General features: G+C 49.5%; 18 protein-coding genes. 15 read left to right on the top strand and 3 right to left on the bottom strand.

The features are described 5' to 3' along the window. Window positions 1–21 precede the first annotated feature (21 nt). From H6995_12040 to H6995_12030, 3 genes are all read right to left on the bottom strand, one after another. Complete coding sequence (locus H6995_12040) at window positions 22–2,544, bottom strand: MMPL family transporter (protein MCP5215728.1); 2,523 nt, start codon at window positions 2,542–2,544, stop codon at window positions 22–24. 19 nt (window positions 2,545–2,563) lie between these two features. Next, window positions 2,564–3,535: a glycosyl hydrolase gene (locus H6995_12035; GenBank protein ID MCP5215727.1), complete on the bottom strand. Its 972-nt coding sequence runs from the start codon at window positions 3,533–3,535 to the stop codon at window positions 2,564–2,566. 748 nt (window positions 3,536–4,283) lie between these two features. Then, window positions 4,284–5,984: a sigma-54-dependent Fis family transcriptional regulator gene (locus H6995_12030; protein MCP5215726.1), complete on the bottom strand. Its 1,701-nt coding sequence runs from the start codon at window positions 5,982–5,984 to the stop codon at window positions 4,284–4,286. Window positions 5,985–6,437: 453 nt separating this feature from the next. Between H6995_12030 and H6995_12025 the strand changes: the two genes are divergently transcribed. The 15 genes from H6995_12025 (at window position 6,438) to dmpG (ending at window position 18,823) form a co-directional block, all read left to right on the top strand. Further along, window positions 6,438–6,692, top strand: a complete 255-nt coding sequence (locus tag H6995_12025) for a phenol hydroxylase (GenBank protein MCP5215725.1) — start codon at window positions 6,438–6,440, stop codon at window positions 6,690–6,692. A 92-nt stretch (window positions 6,693–6,784) separates the two neighbouring features. Further along, entirely contained in the window at window positions 6,785–7,771 is a 987-nt protein-coding gene (locus H6995_12020; GenBank protein ID MCP5215724.1) for a phenol hydroxylase, read from the top strand. Window positions 7,772–7,783: 12 nt separating this feature from the next. After that, window positions 7,784–8,053 carry an MmoB/DmpM family protein gene (locus H6995_12015; GenBank protein ID MCP5215723.1) on the top strand — a complete coding sequence of 90 codons (270 nt, stop codon included), beginning with the start codon at window positions 7,784–7,786 and terminating at the stop codon, window positions 8,051–8,053. Window positions 8,054–8,064: 11 nt separating this feature from the next. Then, window positions 8,065–9,564: a YHS domain-containing protein gene (locus H6995_12010; protein MCP5215722.1), complete on the top strand. Its 1,500-nt coding sequence runs from the start codon at window positions 8,065–8,067 to the stop codon at window positions 9,562–9,564. Between the two features lie 55 nt (window positions 9,565–9,619). After that, a complete protein-coding gene (locus H6995_12005) occupies window positions 9,620–9,982 on the top strand; it encodes a phenol hydroxylase subunit P4 (GenBank protein MCP5215721.1) in 363 nt (120 codons plus the stop codon). A gap of 36 nt (window positions 9,983–10,018) precedes the next feature. Next, entirely contained in the window at window positions 10,019–11,080 is a 1,062-nt protein-coding gene (locus tag H6995_12000) for a 2Fe-2S iron-sulfur cluster binding domain-containing protein (GenBank protein ID MCP5215720.1), read from the top strand. A gap of 26 nt (window positions 11,081–11,106) precedes the next feature. Further along, window positions 11,107–11,412 (top strand): 2Fe-2S iron-sulfur cluster binding domain-containing protein, encoded by a 306-nt coding sequence (locus H6995_11995; protein MCP5215719.1) that lies wholly within the window; start codon window positions 11,107–11,109, stop codon window positions 11,410–11,412. Window positions 11,413–11,505: 93 nt separating this feature from the next. Beyond that, complete coding sequence (locus tag H6995_11990) at window positions 11,506–12,426, top strand: catechol 2,3-dioxygenase (protein MCP5215718.1); 921 nt, start codon at window positions 11,506–11,508, stop codon at window positions 12,424–12,426. Window positions 12,427–12,434: 8 nt separating this feature from the next. Next, window positions 12,435–12,872 carry a heme-binding protein gene (locus tag H6995_11985; GenBank protein MCP5215717.1) on the top strand — a complete coding sequence of 146 codons (438 nt, stop codon included), beginning with the start codon at window positions 12,435–12,437 and terminating at the stop codon, window positions 12,870–12,872. Beyond that, window positions 12,873–14,339 (top strand): 2-hydroxymuconic semialdehyde dehydrogenase, encoded by a 1,467-nt coding sequence (locus H6995_11980; GenBank protein MCP5215716.1) that lies wholly within the window; start codon window positions 12,873–12,875, stop codon window positions 14,337–14,339. A gap of 15 nt (window positions 14,340–14,354) precedes the next feature. Continuing rightward, window positions 14,355–15,176, top strand: coding sequence for an alpha/beta fold hydrolase (locus H6995_11975; GenBank protein ID MCP5215715.1), 822 nt, complete (start codon window positions 14,355–14,357; stop codon window positions 15,174–15,176). Between the two features lie 15 nt (window positions 15,177–15,191). Continuing rightward, complete coding sequence (gene dmpE / locus H6995_11970) at window positions 15,192–15,974, top strand: 2-oxopent-4-enoate hydratase (protein ID MCP5215714.1); 783 nt, start codon at window positions 15,192–15,194, stop codon at window positions 15,972–15,974. 36 nt (window positions 15,975–16,010) lie between these two features. Next, window positions 16,011–16,802: a 2-oxo-3-hexenedioate decarboxylase gene (dmpH, locus tag H6995_11965; protein ID MCP5215713.1), complete on the top strand. Its 792-nt coding sequence runs from the start codon at window positions 16,011–16,013 to the stop codon at window positions 16,800–16,802. A gap of 73 nt (window positions 16,803–16,875) precedes the next feature. After that, window positions 16,876–17,784, top strand: a complete 909-nt coding sequence (locus H6995_11960) for an acetaldehyde dehydrogenase (acetylating) (protein MCP5215712.1) — start codon at window positions 16,876–16,878, stop codon at window positions 17,782–17,784. 13 nt (window positions 17,785–17,797) lie between these two features. After that, window positions 17,798–18,823 carry a 4-hydroxy-2-oxovalerate aldolase gene (dmpG, locus tag H6995_11955; GenBank protein ID MCP5215711.1) on the top strand — a complete coding sequence of 342 codons (1,026 nt, stop codon included), beginning with the start codon at window positions 17,798–17,800 and terminating at the stop codon, window positions 18,821–18,823. Window positions 18,824–18,930 lie beyond the last annotated feature (107 nt).

Genomic DNA, 18,930 nt, shown 5'->3' with positions numbered 1-18,930 from the left:
AGGAGCCTAAGGCTCCTTTCATTAGTCGTTACCTGTGGGCACTACCCCGCTCAAGGTAATCTCCTCTCCTACTTGCTTACTGTGCTCCTGCGTGACTGCTCCTTGCTTCCCCTGCTTTTGATGTGTCGCACCCGCCTGTGGGCGAACGGCCTTGGTGGCGGACGCTGGTGGCGCACCCGCCTGTATAATCCCGTCCTCATCTTCATACACCTGACCAATGAAGGCGGGTTTAAACACCAGTACCCAGGCGGGCACCAACAATAGCGCCGCCAGCGCATTGAGCACCACCATCACACTGAGCAGTAGTGCCGCATCGGCCTGAAAACGCAAATCCGATAAAATGACCCACATCACAATCCCCGCAATCAGGGTGATGGCGGTAAAACTAATCGCCAGTCCGGTGGTGCTGATCGCTCGCTCTACCGCCTGGCGCAGGTTGTTGAGCTTGACCATCTCTTCACGGATGCGATCCATCATGTAGATCGAGTAGTCAATCCCAACCCCCACCCCCACCGCAATGATGGGCACGGTATTGATGTTAATCCCCACCTCCTGCAAGCCCATGTAGGCATAGGTCATGGTGGTGGCAAACAGCATTGCCAGGAACATTAAAAAACCTGCCTGCAACGAGGAGTAAAAAAGGGTCACAAACAGGAAAATCAGTAAGAACACCAAGGGCAACACCAGCTTGTTGGTATCAAAGGCCGCTTCATTCATCGCCGCCGTGACGCCAATGGTGCCACCGGCCAAGCGGATGGTCAGACCGTCCACCTTGCCCTCGTTCTCGGTAATCCATTGCTTGGCCATATAAATGGCTCGACGGATGGTCTCACCCTGGTGATCCTTGTAGAAGAACACCAGGTTGGCAACCCGCTCATCGGTGTCGGTGAATTCCTTTAAGGCACCGGGGATCGGACTGGAGGCCATGTAGGTAAACATCAGCCCACCGGTGTAGGCCGGATCGGCCGGAATCTGATAGTAGCGCGGGTCATCGTTGTGTAACAGGCGGTTGACCTGCTTGATCAAATCCGGCAGACCTTTAGCGCCCCCTACTTCCGGATCCTTCATCATGTGCCGCTCCAGGTCCGCCAACGCCGCCAGCACTTCCGGACGCTTTAAACCACCGTTCTCGGCGTGTTCGGCAACAATATACAGCTCTTCGGAGCCGGGAAAGCGGTCATTGATCAGCTTGGAGGAGATGTTGTAATCATGGTTCTGATACAGAATCGGTGAACCGGGCTCGGCTTCCCCGATGGTTACCTGGGATGAGAGGTAGAAACCACCGATTAACAACAGCGCCGCCACACTGAGAATAGCGGGCGGTGCGGATTTATTGGCCATCAGATGAGCACAGCCATCACCGATGGCGCGCAGCACATTGGTTTTGAGTTCGATATCCTTGGGCTTGGGTAGAATCGACAGTAGCAGCGGCACCGCAATTAAGACGGTGATGACAATCGACAGCGCCCACAGGGACGCGTAGTGTGCCAGTTTGGTGTTGAGCGGAATCGAACCAATGGCAATCAGCAATAAACCAATGGCATCGGACACCACACCCAGGGTGCCGGGACGGAACAGACTCTCAAAGGTGAGCTGGGCCGCGCGGGGGCCATCATCACACTCGGCCAGCTCGCTGTAATAGCGCTCCACCAGCTGAATCCCGTGCGACATGGCCCGCGCCGAAATCAGAAAGGGAATCACCAGGCCTAAGGGATCGAGGTTATAGCCGAACAGGCTAATAATACCGACGCCCCAAATCGAGGAGATAATCACGCCGCCGAGGGGAATCAACACACCATAGGGTTTGCGGAAGTGGAAGACCAGCAGCGCAATCATGATCAGGGCGGTAAACAGGAAGATCTCGATGATCTGTTCCTTGTAGGTATAGACCCAACCCACCAGCACCGGTTGGCCGGTAGCATAAATGTTCACCCCGGCGCGGGCTTCGGCTTCGCGCACGGCCTGGAGTTGGGCAAAGGTCTGCTCGTAGTCCAACTGGCCTTCGTTCAGTTGTGCCTTGATCAAGGCCACCTTCATGTCCGGCGAAACCAGTGGACCATAAATCCGTGGATTGGCCACCACGTCCTGACGTAACAGGTTCAACTGTTCCTCTGATATCGCTCCACCCAAGGGGTTATAGTAAGGCTCGGAGTTGATGTTGCCGAGCTCGGTCAACCAGATCTTACGCGAGTTACGGTGGGTCAAACTCGACACCAGGTTGTGGTTTACCCCCGGCAGGTTATCCACCGCCAGGGTGAGACGATGAATCATGGCCAGCGATTCATTACTGAAAATATCGCCGTCTTCTATCTCTATCCCAACCACGATGACGTTAGCGCCACCAAAAGTGTCCTTAATCTCATTGTGCAGTTCTATATAGGGGTGACTTTGCGGCAACAGGTCGGCAAAGTCCGAATACATCTTTAAACCGGGAATTTGAAACGCAAAAAATACCGTGATCAGGGCAATGATCGACAGCAGGCTGCGCGGATGCCGGAACACCAGGTTATCTATATTATGCAGCCAGTGGGTCACTTGATTCATAGCGGGCTCTCTCCTGCGCCTAAAGCGCTGCGTCGGTAACGGACAGGGTCATTAACGTCCCCCAGCCACCGGCGACTAACAGCTGTTGATGGGAGAGCACTTGGCCAGCACTCAGGTAAATGGGAATGTTGGGCGTCTCCAACTGAACCCAGACACCATCGCGGTAGCTTAATACCACCGCATGATCCCCGGCGGCGTAAAGACGATCGCCCTGACCGAAGAAACGATAGATCGGCGACTCCACCCCGGAGGCTTGCTCCGCCCAGGTCTCACCGCCGTCCTCGGTGTGCATGATGACACCGTTTAAACCACCAACCCAGCCATTTTGTGGGTCACTGAAATGCACCGTCAGCGGGTACAGCTCCTGACCGATCGTGCCGATCATGTCCCAGCTCTGACCACCATCGCTGGTTTTAAAGAACAAACCAAACTCCGCCGCCGCAATACCAACCTGATCATCGAAAAATTGAATATGGGTCACCAGCGCATCTTCATCAAAACTGCTTTCAGCCCAGCTTTGGCCCTGATCGCTGCTGTGTAATAACGTGCTGTAACTACCGCTAACCCACCAGCTGCCATCGGTGCCGCAGGTTAGGCCGATCATGTCCTCTTGGGTCGGCAAGGCATGGGCAACCCAGGAACGGCCCTGATCACTACTCGACCACACCTGACGGTCAAAACTCAGCGCCAACAGACGCTGATCCGGACACAGCGACAGCCCAATAAAGTTCGGCGACCCCGCCACCTCCTGACGCGTCCAACTAACCCCTTCATCACGACTGCTCAGCACTACCCCAGCAGAACCCACCAGCGTTAGCACCCCTTCGCTCATCACCATCTGCTGGTATTGATCCGTGCGCAGCCGCGACTTCGACAGCTCATCCTCAACTCCCCTTAAATCCAACGAGGCTTCACAGCCGGTCAGTGCAAGTAGGCTGAAAGCTAAAGGAATGTTGAGCCCGAAGATGTGAGTCATTTTTTTGTTATGCATTGTTCTACCTAATATTTCAAATCGCTGTTTTTATTAAGCTGAGCACGATCTTTGATGCAGTGAAACAACATAGGAGTGCTCACAGATATCGCTGCTAAATCATCTTTTCTATAGCTAAAATAGAAAATAAGCATGAATTTAGTCGTTAGTATTTTGAGAGTGATTGTGTTGTTATGCGGCCCCCTTTTTTCGCCGGCATTTCAGCCAGTTGGAAAATTTTTACTTACTTTATTAAATTGAACACGAGAAAACTTTATAGAAAATAAATTTCAGTCGTACAGTTCTTTTAATTTTTAAATCGAATTCCTACTTAGGGATTTCGGTATTAGTTTCAGTCTATGGTGACTTTATTTTTCTATGCATTCTAAACTTGCTGTGTACTGTTACTTGCGTCAGAGCGAATAAAGCCGTGTCTGTAAGAGAACCTTATAATTGTTATTTCTACATAATCCGAATTTGTTAAATCTGGAAAGATAGCAGCAATGCTTATGCCAAATTGGATAATGAGAATAAAAATAAATTTAAGGTTATGAAATATAAGGATAAATAAAGGTTTGTTGATGGGGCGGAGGATTAGAAGGTGCGAAAGGTTATTGGCAATTTCATGAAATGATTAAATTATTTTTCTGGGTTTCATCTTTTGATGAACTGATAACGAGAATGGGGTGAGGTGTTTTAGTTGTGCGTTCAAAAACCGAAAAGCCAATTGAAACTGGATGAAGTAACGCTTGAATTAAATAAGGGCTCCTTAATTTTTTGATAAGCGATAGGCTAGTGCCGGGCGCGTCATATTGAGTAAACGGGCGGCCTTGGAAACGTTGCCCTTGGCTTGTGTCATGGCTTTATCGATCAGAATGCGTTCCGCTTCCTCTAGTCCAATACCACGCCGAAATATTTCATCGGGCCAGTCGGTTGAGGCGTCGATATTTGCCTGATTGGCAATAGCGTCACTTTCGGCGATCAGAGAGCCGGTGCTGGACAGCGCATTCACGTTTTGCGAGCTTTCATCAATACCGATGATGAGCGCATCGACGCCAATCGTATCATTGGTATCGGTCAAAATGACGCCGCGTTCAATAATGTTACCAAGCTCGCGAATATTACCCGGCCAATCATAAGCCATCACCGCCTCCATTGCTTTGTTGGATAAACCCAGCGTTTTCTTGTGATAGCGCGCATGATATTTATCCAGAAAATGTTCGACTAACAGCGGAATATCTTCGCGCCGTTCGCGTAACGCGGGAATGGTAACGGGGAATACATTGAGTCGATAAAATAAATCGGCTCGAAAACGACCTTCTTTGACCGCCAGCTCCAAATCTTCGTTGGTAGCGGCGAGGACGCGCACATCCACCTTTCGAGTGCGGTTATCGCCGACGCGCTCTAATTCACCTTCTTGTAACACCCTGAGCAAGGACGCCTGGGCGCGCGGTGTTAGCTCGACAACTTCATCTAAAAAAACAGTGCCCTTGTGGGCACGTTCGAAGCGCCCCATGCGGGATTGGGTGGCGCCGGTAAAAGCACCTTTTTCAACACCGAATAACTCCGCTTCAATGAGATCAGGAGGAATTGCGGCACAGTTAACGGCGATGAATGGTTCATTCGCTCGCTCGCTATGTTTGTGTAGACCCTGCGCCATGACTTCTTTGCCCACGCCAGTTTCACCATAGAGCAACACAGAAACATTGGAGTGGGAAGCTTTATTGGCCATGTCACAGACTTGCTGAAATGCTTTTGAATGCCCCACCGCATTACTTAACATATCGGTGCCGCTGATATTCCTGCGCAATGCGGATATTTGTGACTGTAATTCGTAGAGTTCTTCGATCAATGGATCGGCAACGAAATAGCGTTTAAAGGTTTCGTGGTCTTCCCATTCGTGCGCTGGTTTACCGATGGCGCGGCAGTGTTCATCGCCACAACCCCTGCATTCCACCTCTTTAAAAATTATTTCCTGTTCGAGTGCCGATGAGGAGTAACCGCAAGCGTAGCCAATGAGAATCCAGCACACAGGATCTTCTAGAATGCCGAATTCAGAAAGGCAGATCTCCACTTCAAAAGAGTTCAGCCAGAGATGTTCCATAAAAAAATGACCTGTTTCAGGATCAATCTCTATTTGTAACGGCTTAACCTGCACCATACCGCGCAACATATGGAGTTGCGGCCCTGCTAAAAACATGTCGACGACGCTGGCATCAGGGCGCAGGTGTCGCGCCATCTCGCCATCCTTGAGACCATTTTGGTAGCCTAGGCGCATAAAGAACCCTTTAGTTCTTTCCAGCCCTAAGGATTGTAATACTTCCCGTCGAAATCCAGCCAGCGCGGGCAATGTCATTAAAATACTGCGTTGTTCGCCTAACCAGATTTTGCCCTGATCCGTCTGAAACCGGATTAGGCGCGATAAATCATTGATATCTGGGAAAGAAATTTCTGATTTCGTGGCAGTCATGGGGGACAAGCTACTCCTGTTACCGCGTTAAAGCTAGTCAGAATTTGATCAAATCATTAAAAATGGCTGGGCGCAATTATTTTTTAGCCAGAACCTATCGGTTCGATAGCTGAGATTGCCTGATTACTTATATTTTGGCTAACACAGCACAGGTTTTCAGCTCTGAAATTCTGTGCTGAGCTAGATAGTCCTTAGGTTAACCAAATAATAAAAGCCTCAAATTAAATTTTTCACCATTTGCTTAAATTCGTTTGTGTTAGTCAGAGCTGCTGGGCAAAGATAACAGTCTAACCACATGAAAAATATAAATAAAGTAAGTTTGGCATATTAATTGCTGCTATCTCCTAATATCGATACAGCGGTAGCGTTTACAGTGATTCAAGGTTGGTGCTGCCGCTGGACTAGGCGGATAGCCAATAAATTTTAGACAGATTTTAAATGCAGACTCTGAATATGACATTGAAAGTGGTGCCTCCACCAAAAGCTGAGCAATTAACCCGCTATGTTCGAGTTCGCAAGCTGACCAAGGGGTTTGTCGAATTTGATTTTGCGATTGGCGATCCGAGTATTTACATAGAGCTTATTTTGCCGCCAGCTGCATTTGAAGAGTTCTGTAAAAAAAATCAAGCTGTGAACATGACAGCTGAGCAGGCTGAAATGGTAGATAAGGATATGCGTAAGTGGCGTTATGGAGAGGAAAGCGAATAGAACTTGCCAGCACTAATGCCTGATAGGCAGTGATGTAGCGTATTTGGAAACAGGTTTAGAAAATAAGATTTAGCAAAACATGGGATGAAATTATGACAATAGAAATTAAAACCGCCACCTTAGAGCCGGTGCGTAACACCTTCGCCCACATCGAGCGGCGTTTTGGTGATAAGCCAGCGACACGCTATCAAGAAGGCACCTACGATCTGCAAGCGGTCGCCAATTTCCACTACAAACCAATGTGGCAACCAGAGTATGAGCTGAACGATACACGCCGCACCGCCATTCAGATGGAAGATTGGTACGCGTTCCGCGATCCTCGGCAGTTTTACTACGGTACCTATGTGCAGCAACGCGCCAAGATGCAGGAAGTTGCTGAAAGTAATTACAGTTTCTTCGAGAAGCGCAATCTGGCTGATCTACTCAGCGATGAGGTTAAAGCAAAGTTGATCCGGTTTTTGGTGCCCCTGCGTCATGTTGAGCATACCGCTAACTTAAATAACGTGTATGGCACTGCTTATGGTTACGGTACGGCGATTACACAGGCACTGCTCTATGACGGCATGGATCGTTTCGGTATTGCTCAGTATTTGTCCCGTATCGGACTGATTTTCGATGGTAACACCGGCGATAAACTGGCCGAAGCGAAAACTTATTGGCTGCAAGAAGAGGTTTGGCAGGGTATGCGCGCGCTCTGTGAAGAAACCTTGATAACGAAGGATTGGTTTGAGCTGTTTGTGGTGCAGGATTTACTGATGGATACCCTCAACTATGACATTTTCTTTAATCAATTCGAACAGTGGCTAAGGGATAATGGTGCTCAGGATGTAGCAATGCTGATGGAATTTATGCAGGACTGGCATAAGGATACCAGTCGTTGGGTGGACTCAGTATTGAAAACAGCGGTAGCTGAGTCAGCAGCAAATAAGGCGACTCTTGAAGCTTGGATTAGCGCTTGGCGCCCGAAGGTTGAAGCGGCTTTAAAACCACTGGCGGTTGAACTGCTGGGAGCGCAAGCTCTACCGCTAGCGCAGGCAGAATTGGATAAGCGTCTAAATAAGGCGGGATTGTTTAAATAGAGGGTTTTAACTATGTCAAAAGTATACATCGCCTTGCAGGACAACGAAGAGTCTCGCTACATCATTGAGGCTATAGAAGAAGACAACCCGGAAGCGACGGTGATCCGCCAGCCGGCCATGATCCGGGTAGAGAACGAAAACAAACTGATTATTTGCCGTGAAACCGTAGAAGAAAAAATTGGCCGTGATTGGAATGTCCAGGAATTGCATATGAACTTAATTACCTTGGCGGGTAACGTCGATGAAGATGACGATCAGTTAACCATCGAGTGGAAACAGTAGGGGATTGAAGAATGGCTGCTAAATTGAATATTAAAGACAAGTACCGTCTGTTAACTCGGGATCTGGACTGGGATTTTGATTACCAGAATCGTAAGGATGCTTTTCCGCAAGAGGATTTCGAAGGCATTAAGATTACCGATTGGAGCAAATGGGAAGACCCTTTCCGTTTGACCATGGATGCGTATTGGAAATATCAGGCAGAAAAAGAGAAAAAATTGTACGCAATTTTTGATGCTTTTTCGCAAAACAATGGCCACGTCAACGTTACTGATGCACGTTATGTGAATGCCATAAAGCTATTTCTAACAGGTGTATCGCCTTTGGAATATCAGGCTCACCAAGGTTTTGCTGCAGTAGGCCGCCAGTTTAGTGGTGTTGGTGCTCGAGTTGCCTGCCAAATGCAGTCGCTGGATGAACTGCGTCACGTGCAGACTCAGGTTCATGCGATGAGTCATTACAATAAATTCTTCGATGGCTTTCATGAATTCCCGCATATGCATGACCGGGTTTGGTATCTTTCGGTGCCTAAGTCGTTCTTTGATGACGCGCGTACCGCTGGCCCGTTCGAATTTATGATCGCGATTGGTTTTTCATTTGAATATGTATTAACCAATCTGTTGTTTGTACCCTTTATGTCCGGTGCCGCCTATAACGGTGACATGGCGACGGTGACTTTCGGTTTTTCCGCGCAGTCGGATGAGGCGCGCCACATGACCTTGGGTCTGGAAGTGATCAAATTTCTACTGGAGCAACACGAAGATAATCTGCCCATCGTACAAAAATGGATCAATAAGTGGTTATGGCGTGGCTACCGGGTATTGGCGCTGGTGGCGATGATGATGGATTACATGTTGCCCAATAAAGTGATGTCCTGGAAAGAGGCCTGGGAAGTGTATTTCGAAGAAGCTGGCGGCGCTCTGTTTAAGGATTTAGCACGTTACGGAATAGTTATGCCGGATTATGTTGAAACCATCGCTAAGGAAAAAGAGCATCTGAGTCACCAGGCCTGGTGGATTTTCTACAACTTCACCCATGCGGCGGCCTTCCATACCTGGATTCCTTCGGCCAAAGAACTGGATTGGTTGAGCGAGAAATACCCTGATACGTTTGACCAGTATTATCGCCCGCGTTTCGAATTGGCAGCGCAAATGGAGAAGGAAGGTGAGCGGTTCTACTGTTCTGGGTTACCGCAACTTTGCCAGACCTGTCAGATCCCTATGGGGTTCACCGAAATGGATAATCCAACGTTGATAGCTTATCGGGATTCTGTCTACAAGGGTGATCGCTATCACTTCTGTTCCGATGGCTGTAAAAACATATTTGACGACGAGCCAGAAAAATATGTGCATGCCTGGTTGCCCGTACAGCAAATCTTCCAAGGCAATTGCGGTGGAGCTGACGTGGAAACAGTGTTGAAAGACTATTACCGCTTGAATATGGGCGCTGACAATATGGAATTCACCGGTTCGCCGGATGACCAGCGCTGGAAAGCCTGGAAAGGTGTGGCTTAACCGGCACAGTCATAACGGCTGATGGATTTATTTAGAATTAGAGAGAGAAACAACAATGCCAGTACATGCGATGACACCGGATTATCACGGTGATGTGAAAGACGCACGGGAAAACTACCACGGTAATATCATGGTCTTTATTGGGTGGGATCACCACCTGTTGTTTTGCGCCTCGAAAGCGGTGCCTTTACCGCCGGACATGACCTTCAGACAGCTCATTGAACAGGTGATGCCTGATGCTTTTGGCCAGCATCCTGAGTTTAAGAAAATCAATTGGGAAACAGCCAATTGGCTATTGGATGGTGCCGCCTTTAAGCCCGATTTCAACAAGGGGTTAGAAGAGCAGGGCGTAGGACATAAATCACTTATCCGTTTTGCAACCCCTGAACTAAAAGGTTATGCCAACGCTGGTGTTTAGCGTGTTCACCACAGATTACAGAAGGAATAGCAATCGATGAGTTATCAAATCACCATTGAACCCACTGGCGATACCATTGAAGTGGAAGAGGGCCAAACCATTCTCGATGCGGCATTACGCCAAGGTGTTTGGTTACCCTTCGCCTGTGGCCATGGTACCTGCGCAACCTGCAAGTGCCAGGTGGTTGAGGGTGAGTATGAAGTGGGTAATGCGTCACCCTTTGCACTGATGGATATGGAGCGTGACGAAGGCAAGATATTGGTGTGCTGCGCCACCGCAGAATCTGACATGGTGATTGAGGCGGATATCGACGTTGATCCAGATTTTGAGGGCTATCCCATTCAGGACTACCAAGGCACCGTTAGGGAAATTGTGCAGCTATCGCCAACTATCAAGGGTATTCATCTGGATCTGGATGGAGAGATGGCGTTTCAGGCAGGACAGTATATTAACTTGAGTATTCCTGGCGTAGAAGGGGTTAGAGCCTTTTCCATCGCTAACCAACCATCGCTCAACAAGCAGATTGAATTGCATGTGCGGCATGTCCCAGAAGGAGCTGGCACCACCTATTTGCATCAGCAGCTTAAGGTTGGTGACACGCTCGAACTTTCCGGGCCTTATGGGCAGTTTTTTGTGCGTAAGTCCGCGCCAGAGGATTTGATTTTTATTGCTGGTGGTTCTGGGCTGTCGTCGCCGCAATCGATGATTTTAGATCTGCTGGAAGTGGGTGATCAACGCAGGATTGTGTTATTCCAAGGTGCGCGTAATGTGTCTGAACTGTACAACCGGGAGATGTTCGAGGCGCTCGCCAAGGAGCATGATAACTTTGAGTATGTACCCGCGCTTAACGAACCTAATCCTGATGATCACTGGGAAGGGTTTACTGGTTTTGTACATGAAGCTGCAGTGGCTCATTTTGATGGAAAATTTAGCGGGAATAAGGCTTATCTTTGCGGCCCACCGCCAATGATCGATGCCGCCATTAGTGCTCTAATGCAGGGGCGTTTGTTTGAGCGCGATATCCATATGGAGCGTTTCCTGACGGCTGCCGATGGCGCTGGAGAAGCGACTCGAAGCGCGCTGTTCAAACGAATCTAACAGAGTAGATTTAGGTGGAACAGGCAATCAAATATAAAGTACAGGACAAAGCAACTGGAGCCTTTTTTAACTGTTCGCCCAACCAAAGCTTGTTGGTGGCGATGGAAAGAACCAATCCCGGCTTAATTAAGGTAGGTTGTCGGGGTGGTGGTTGTGGTGTGTGTAAAATCAAGGTGGTGAAGGGCGAGTATATTGCCAAAGCGATGAGTCGCAAGCAGGTGTCTTTGGAAGAACAAGCGCAGGGTTATGTGTTGGCTTGTCGATCTTATCCACGTACGAATTTGGTATTTGAAGTGGCGGTTAGTGAAGAGCATGAGGCCAAAGTGTACTAAGTGGTAAAACCAATCGCAGAGGTGGTATTCAGCCGGAAGAATGGGGATAGAAGATAAAAACTGCTGGTATTTAGATAACCGAGGAGAGGCAAAATGAGTAAAGGTGTGATGAGACCGGGGCATATTCAAATTCGTGTCATGGATATGGATGAAGCAGTGTGTCACTACCGTGATCGTATGGGGTTGATCGAGATGGATCGCGATTCGAGTGGTCGTGTCTACCTTAAGGGTTGGACAGAAGTCGACGCCTATTCAGTTGTACTGCGTCCGGCCGATGAGCCCGGTATGGATTTTATGGGTTTTAAAGTAGTGTCCACCGAAGTAATGAATCAATTAAAGCAGGAGCTAATTGATTTTGGTTGTCAGGTGGAAGTTATTCCTGCCGGTGAGCTAAATGACTGTGGAGAACGGGTACGTTTTGACTCGCCCACCGGACATATGTTTGAGCTCTATGCAGAAAAAAAACAGACCGGCAAGTGGGGTATTCATCCGAAAAATCCCGATGCTTGGCCGGAAGAATTGAAAGGCATGCGTGCACAACGCTTCGACCATTGCTTACTTTATGGCGATGATCTCGATGGCGCTCTCGACCTCTTTTGTAATGTGCTCGGGTTTCAATTGAGCGAAGAAGTTGTAGATGGAGAATTGCGTGTGGCGCAGTTTATCAGCTGTTCTATGAAAGCGCATGATCTGGCATGGGTGCGTCATCCAGAAAAAGGTAAGTTGCACCACGCTTCTTTCTATCTGGAGACCTGGGGAGATGTGTTGCGTGCTGCAGATATCATCTCAATGCATGATATGTCGCTTGATATTGGTCCGACCCGACATGGTTTAACTCATGGCCAGACCATTTATTTCTTCGATCCTTCTGGTAACCGCTCAGAAGTATTCTGCGGTGGGGATTACACCTACCCAGATCACCCTGTGGTCACCTGGGATGCAGATCAGCTCGGCAAAGCAATTTTCTATCATGATCGTGTCTTAAATGAACGATTTTTGAGTGTTTTAACCTAGGGCTGCTGATGGATATTATTCAACAGGCATCGATTGATTGGGCGTCGGCGCATTTGGCTTGCGAGGCGGCGATGTTGCAAGCTCAGGCTTTGTCGGTTCATGTGAGTATTGCGGTGGTAGATCGTAATGGCCGCACAATTGCGTTCTTATGCGATCCTCTGGCGCCCTTCCATTGCAGTGACATTGCTACGGACAAGGCCTATACCGCAGCCAGTTTTGGCTTGCCGACGCACCGCTGGACGGAAATCTCGCAAAGTATGTCGGTTGCCGTAAAAGAAGGTCTTTTGCAACGGGACAGGATGGTGATGTTTGGCGGTGGCTTCCCAATCGTTGTCGACGGCGAGCGAGTCGGCGGCATTGGCGTATCCGGTGCGAGTGAAACGCAGGATATGGAGTGTGCGGTTGCCGCACTGAATAAAATTGGTGCTGATAAAGAGAGCGTATAAATGAGTACAAAAGACATATTGAATTTTATAAACGGCGAATACACGAAAGGCACTTCAGGCAAAACTTTTGAAAATCGCACACCGGTAGACGGTTCCCTGATCGGTATCGTCCATGAAGCAGGTCGTGCCGAAGTCAATGCGGCGGTAGAAGCGGCGCGCAAAGCACTGAAAGGGCCCTGGGGTAGTATGACCCCAGACCAACGCAGTGAGATTTTGCATCGTGTGGCAGATGGAGTGACAGCCCGTTTTGATGAGTTCCTCAAAGCGGAATGTGCCGATACCGGCAAGCCGGTATCCATTGCCAATCACATCGATATTCCGCGTGGCGCAGCTAACTTTAAGGTCTTCGCCGACCTGGTTAAGAATGTAGCGAACGAATCGTTTGAAACGCCAACGCCGGACGGTACTGGGGCGCTTAATTTTTCCGTGCGCCGCCCCAAGGGCGTGATAGGTGTGATCAGCCCGTGGAATTTACCATTGTTATTGATGACCTGGAAAGTCGGACCAGCTTTGGCCTGTGGTAACACCGTCGTAGTTAAGCCTTCGGAAGAAACCCCGACTACGACCGCGCTGTTAGGTGAAGTGATGAACGAAGCGGGTGTTCCTCCCGGTGTGTTTAACGTGATTCAAGGCTTCGGCCCTGATTCCGCTGGCGCATTTTTGACTGAGCATCCGGGCGTCGATGCTGTTACCTTTACCGGTGAAACGCGTACAGGCGAAGCTATTATGAAAGCGGCGGCGGTTGGCGTGCGTGATGTATCCTTCGAGCTGGGTGGTAAAAATCCAGGTATCGTATTTGCTGATTGTGACATGGAGAAAGCTATCGAGGGTACCATGCGCTCAGTCTTTGCCAACTGTGGCCAGGTTTGTTTAGGCACGGAACGCGTCTACGTGGAACGGTCGATTTTTGATGAATTTGTCACCCGCTTTGCGGAGCGAGCCAAACAGTTAAAACTAGGCGTTCCAGAAGATCCGACAGTCGATATGGGGCCGCTGGTCAGCCACGAGCATCAACGTAAGGTGCTTAGCTATTACCAAAAGGCAAAAGATGCTGGAGCAACTATTGTGTTGGGTGGCGGAGTCCCGAATATGCCCGCTGAATTGGTAGGTGGCGCTTGGGTGGAGCCTACTATTTGGACGGGGTTGCCGGATGATGCAGCGGTGGTTACCGAAGAAATTTTTGGACCTTGTTGTCATATTCGTCCGTTTGATACGGAAGATGAAGTCATTGAGTTGGCCAACTCGCTACCCTATGGTTTGGCAGCTGCGGTTTGGACAGAAAACACCTCGCGCGCAATCAGAGTTTCCGGCCGGATTGAGTGTGGAATTTGCTGGGTGAACAGCTGGTTTCTGCGTGATTTACGCACCGCTTTTGGTGGATCGAAACAGTCCGGCATCGGACGCGAAGGTGGTGAACATTCACTGGAATTCTATACCGAGCTGAAAAATATCTGCATCAAGCTTTGATTAGCGGGCGGAATAATGAGTCCAGAAAACCCAGAAATAGCGAATGCCATCGACACTGGTGGTTTTAGCACTAACTATCATGATCAGGGTGAAGGTTTTCCCCTGCTGTTGGTGCATGGCTCTGGCCCCGGGGTATCGTCCTGGGCTAACTGGCGTGGAATTATACCAGCATTGGCGCAATCACATCGGGTGATAGCGCCGGATATGGTTGGCTTTGGTTTTACCGAACGACCAGAGAATTTCAACTACAGCCTTGATCATTGGGTCGCACAGCTGATTGATTTAATGGATAGACTCGACATTGCTCAGGCCGACATTATCGGTAATTCCTTTGGTGGTGCAGTTGCTCTGGCGACCGCTATCAAATATCCGCAGCGAGTGCGTAAATTGGTGTTAATGGGTAGCGTCGGTGTACCCTTTGAAATCTCACCGGGTCTGGATGCGGTTTGGGGCTATACCCCTTCCGTGGAGAACATGCGCAAGCTGATGGACCTGTTTGCCTGGGATCGCAGCTTGGTCACCGACGAGTTAGCCGAACTGCGGTATCAGGCGAGTATCCGCCCCGGCGTGCAGGAAAGCTATGCCAGCATGTTTCCCGCACCCCGGCAGCGTTGGGTTGACGCCATGGCTTCTGAGGAACAGGCTATCAGAGCCATTGAAAAAGCGACCTTAATCATTCACGGTCGCGACGATCAGGTAATTCCGTTGGAGACCTCACTGAAGCTTGCAGAATGGATTGAAGGCTCTGAGCTGCATGTGTTTGGGCATTGCGGACATTGGACTCAAATTGAAAAAAACCAGCGCTTTATCGAGCTGATGAAAGCATTTTTAAATTAGCAGGATTAAATCATGATGGATAAAGAACTAATCAAATCGTTGGGCGATGAGCTATACGGTGCCCTGGTTGATCGCTCCACCTTAACGCCGCTGACTGAACGTTATCCCAATATCAGCATTGAAGATGCTTATCATATTTCGTTGCAAATACTTGAACGCCGTTTAGCCGCAGGCGAGAAGATGATCGGTAAAAAGATCGGCGTCACCAGCAAAGCAGTGCAGAACATGCTCAATGTGCATCAGCCTGATTTTGGTTTTCTCACCGATAAAATGATCTACAGCGGTGAGATGCCGATCAGCAAAGAGCTTATCCAGCCTAAAGCAGAAGGCGAAATCGCTTTTGTGCTCAAACGTGATTTAATAGGCCCCGGTGTTACCATCGCACAGGTGCTGGCTGCCACGGAAACCGTCATGCCTTGTTTTGAGGTAGTTGATTCGCGTATTGAAAACTGGCGTATCAAAATTCAGGATACTGTCGCGGATAACGCTTCTTGCGGTTTATTTGTGGTTAATGAAAACGCCGCGACTCGGCCACAGGATGTTGATCTGGTTACCTGTGGTATGGTCGTTACCAAGAACGGTAAAACTATCAGTACTGGCGCGGGTGCGGCTGCGCTAGGTAGTCCGGTTAACTGTGTGGCTTGGCTCGCCAATACCTTGGGTCAATTCGGTATTCCATTGAAAGCGGGCGAGATTATTCTGTCCGGTTCGCTTGTGCCGTTAGAGCCTGTGCAGGCAGGTGACCACATGAGTGTACGAATTGGTGGTATCGGTGATTGCTCGGTGCAGTTCACCTAGCAGGCTGACCAACTCAACGAATATTGGAAAAAAATGATGCGAACTTTAGATCAAAAGACTATCGAACAACTGGCAGAACATTTGGAAAATGCGGAATTGGAAGCCTACGAGGTCACCAAAATTACCGACGATTACCCGAACATGACCTTCGATGATGCGACCGATATCCAGTGGGAAATTCGTCGCCGCAAAGAAGCTCGCGGCACCAAAATGGTCGGCATGAAAATGGGCCTGACCTCCTGGGCGAAAATGAAACAAATGGGTGTTGAGCAGCCCTGTTACGGATTCCTGGCGGATTATTTTAGCCTCCCAGATGGTGCCCAGGTGGAGACCAAAGAACTGATTCACCCCAAGGTGGAAGCGGAGTTAGCGCTGGTCACCAAGAAAGTTTTGAAAGGGCCAAATGTCACTATCGAAGAAGTGCTGGACGCAACTGATGTGGTGGTACCCGCAGTAGAAATTATCGATTCGCGCTACAAGGATTTCAAATTTGATATCACCAGTGTGCAGGCAGATAACTCTTCCTCCACCCGCTTTGTGGTCGGCAGTCGTTCCGCCGCCGCAGACGCCTTTGATTGGAGCACACTGGGCGTGGTGATGCTAAAAAATGGAGAGATCGTAGAAATGGGTGCGGGCGCAGCCGTGCTGGACCACCCCGCTAACGCCGTCGCGATGCTGGCGAAAATGTTAGATGAGCGTGGCGAGGAAATCCCTGCGGGTAGTTACATTATGACGGGTGGCATTACCGCCGCGGTTTTGGTAGAACCAGGTGATTCAATCGTGGTTCGCTATCAGCACTTAGGCGACGTTACTATGAAGTTTATTTGATTCTTAGTAGGTGCGACTACCGTTGCATTTATGATGGGTAATAACAGGTAGAATTAATCTGTGGGATTGAATGATGAGTAAAAAATTAAAAGCGGCCATTATCGGCCCCGGCAACATTGGCACCGACTTGCTGATGAAGGCAATGCGCAGTGACTGGATAGAACCGGTCTGGATGGTGGGGATTGAGGAATCCGAAGGGATTAAACGCGCCCGTGATTTTGGTATGAAAACCTCTGTCTCCGGCGTTGATGGTATGTTGTCGCATGTTATCGAAGATGATATCCGTATTGCCTTTGATGCCACTTCTGCCTACGTACACGCCGAAAACAGTCGCAAGCTCAATGAGTTGGGTGTGATTATGATCGACCTGACTCCCGCAGCGATTGGCCCCTTTTGTATACCGCCGGTGAACCTCAAAGCGCATGCGGAAAAACTGGAAATGAACGTCAATATGGTGACCTGCGGTGGGCAGGCGACGATTCCCATCGTCGCCGCCGTTTCCCGCGTGCAACCAGTGAGCTACGGTGAAATAGTCGCGACCGTCGGATCGAAATCCGTCGGCCCCGGCACCCGTATGAATATCGACGAATTTACCCGTACCACCGCCGCTGGCGTGGAACAGGTGGGTGGCGCGAAAAAAGGCAAAGCCATCATTATTATTAACCCGGCAGAGCCACCGCTGATTATGCGCGATACCATTCATTGTCTTACCGAAACGGCACCGGATCAGCAAGCGATCACTCAGTCGGTATTGGACATGGTGGAAGCAGTGCAGCAGTATGTGCCTGGTTATAAACTGGTCAACGGCCCGGTATTCGACGGCAACCGAGTTTCAGTGTTCATGGAGGTGGAAGGTCTGGGGGACTTCTTACCCAAGTATGCGGGTAACCTCGACATAATGACGGCTGCAGGCTTGCGCACCGCGGAGATGTTTGCTGAAGAAGCGGCCAACCAAACCATTACTTTGCCAGCGCGCGGATAGGAGGGATAAGAGAATGAATTTAAAAGGTAAGAAAGTCACCCTCCACGATATGAGTCTGCGTGACGGTATGCACGCGAAACAGCATCAAATCAGCCTGCAACAAATGATTGATGTTGCGACCGGATTGGATGAAGCCGGTATGCCGCTAATTGAAGTCACCCACGGTGATGGTTTAGGTGGGGCTTCAGTCAACTATGGTTTTCCTGCGCATAGCGATGAAGAATATCTCAAGGCTGTTATTCCCAAAATGAAACAGGCGAAGGTATCAGCTTTGTTGTTGCCGGGCATTGGTACCGTTGATCATCTCAGAATGGCCCATGACTGTGGTGTTAGTACCATCCGAGTTGCGACCCACTGCACCGAAGCGGATGTCTCGCAGCAGCATATTGGTCTGGCCGCAGAAATGAAAATGGATACGGTTGGTTTTCTGATGATGGCACACATGGCATCGCCGGAGAAAATTCTGGAGCAGGCTAAACTCATGGAATCCTATGGTGCTAACTGTGTTTACTGTACTGATTCGGCGGGCTATATGTTGCCGGATCAAGTAACCGAAAAAATTGGATTGTTGCGCGCGGAATTAAAGCCAGGAACCGAGGTTGGTTTTCATGGGCATCATAACCTGGGTATGGGCATTGCCAATTCACTGGCAGCCATCGAAGCTGGTGCCGCTAGAATTGACGGTTCAGTCGCTGGTCTGGGTGCCGGTGCGGGTAACACCCCGCTGGAAGTCTTTGTCGCCGTGCTCTATCGCATGGGCGTCGAAACCGGCGTCGACCTGTTTAAGGTGATGGACGTAGCGGAAGATTTGATCGTGCCATTGATGGACCATCCGATTCGTCTCGACCGTGATGCGCTGACACTGGGTTACGCCGGTGTTTATAGCTCATTCTTGTTGTTTGCCAAACGCGCAGCTGAGAAATACGGTATTTCCGCGCGCGATATTTTGGTTGAGTTAGGGCGTCGCGGTACGGTTGGCGGTCAGGAAGATATGATCGAAGATCTGGCGTTGACGATGGCGAAGGAGCGTGGTGAGTAGTTTTGTCCCTCACCCTAGCCCTCTCCCAGTGGGAGAGGGAATAGATCGCGTGTTCTTCCAGAGAGAGGCGCGATCTAGGTAGACGCAAAGAGAAGCGGATGAAGGCG

It is taken from the genome of Pseudomonadales bacterium (genome assembly GCA_024234615.1).
In the GTDB taxonomy this organism is placed as follows: Bacteria; Pseudomonadota; Gammaproteobacteria; order Pseudomonadales; family IMCC2047; genus JAJFKB01.
This window is presented reverse-complemented; position numbering and strand designations above follow the sequence as displayed.

What these genes read in the sequence shown, in the direction of transcription:
- dmpG (MCP5215711.1), top strand. Translation starts at nt 17,798, where the DNA reads ATGAATTTAAAAGGTAAGAAAGTCACCCTCCACGATATGAGTCTGCGT.
- H6995_12005 (MCP5215721.1), top strand. Translation starts at nt 9,620, where the DNA reads ATGCCAGTACATGCGATGACACCGGATTATCACGGTGATGTGAAAGAC.
- dmpE (MCP5215714.1), top strand. Translation starts at nt 15,192, where the DNA reads ATGGATAAAGAACTAATCAAATCGTTGGGCGATGAGCTATACGGTGCC.
- H6995_12010 (MCP5215722.1), top strand. Translation starts at nt 8,065, where the DNA reads ATGGCTGCTAAATTGAATATTAAAGACAAGTACCGTCTGTTAACTCGG.
- dmpH (MCP5215713.1), top strand. Translation starts at nt 16,011, where the DNA reads ATGCGAACTTTAGATCAAAAGACTATCGAACAACTGGCAGAACATTTG.
- H6995_11975 (MCP5215715.1), top strand. Translation starts at nt 14,355, where the DNA reads ATGAGTCCAGAAAACCCAGAAATAGCGAATGCCATCGACACTGGTGGT.
- H6995_11980 (MCP5215716.1), top strand. Translation starts at nt 12,873, where the DNA reads ATGAGTACAAAAGACATATTGAATTTTATAAACGGCGAATACACGAAA.
- H6995_12025 (MCP5215725.1), top strand. Translation starts at nt 6,438, where the DNA reads ATGACATTGAAAGTGGTGCCTCCACCAAAAGCTGAGCAATTAACCCGC.
- H6995_12040 (MCP5215728.1), bottom strand. Translation starts at nt 2,544, where the DNA reads ATGAATCAAGTGACCCACTGGCTGCATAATATAGATAACCTGGTGTTC.
- H6995_11985 (MCP5215717.1), top strand. Translation starts at nt 12,435, where the DNA reads ATGGATATTATTCAACAGGCATCGATTGATTGGGCGTCGGCGCATTTG.
- H6995_11960 (MCP5215712.1), top strand. Translation starts at nt 16,876, where the DNA reads ATGAGTAAAAAATTAAAAGCGGCCATTATCGGCCCCGGCAACATTGGC.
- H6995_12000 (MCP5215720.1), top strand. Translation starts at nt 10,019, where the DNA reads ATGAGTTATCAAATCACCATTGAACCCACTGGCGATACCATTGAAGTG.
- H6995_12015 (MCP5215723.1), top strand. Translation starts at nt 7,784, where the DNA reads ATGTCAAAAGTATACATCGCCTTGCAGGACAACGAAGAGTCTCGCTAC.
- H6995_12020 (MCP5215724.1), top strand. Translation starts at nt 6,785, where the DNA reads ATGACAATAGAAATTAAAACCGCCACCTTAGAGCCGGTGCGTAACACC.
- H6995_12030 (MCP5215726.1), bottom strand. Translation starts at nt 5,984, where the DNA reads ATGACTGCCACGAAATCAGAAATTTCTTTCCCAGATATCAATGATTTA.
- H6995_12035 (MCP5215727.1), bottom strand. Translation starts at nt 3,535, where the DNA reads ATGCATAACAAAAAAATGACTCACATCTTCGGGCTCAACATTCCTTTA.
- H6995_11990 (MCP5215718.1), top strand. Translation starts at nt 11,506, where the DNA reads ATGAGTAAAGGTGTGATGAGACCGGGGCATATTCAAATTCGTGTCATG.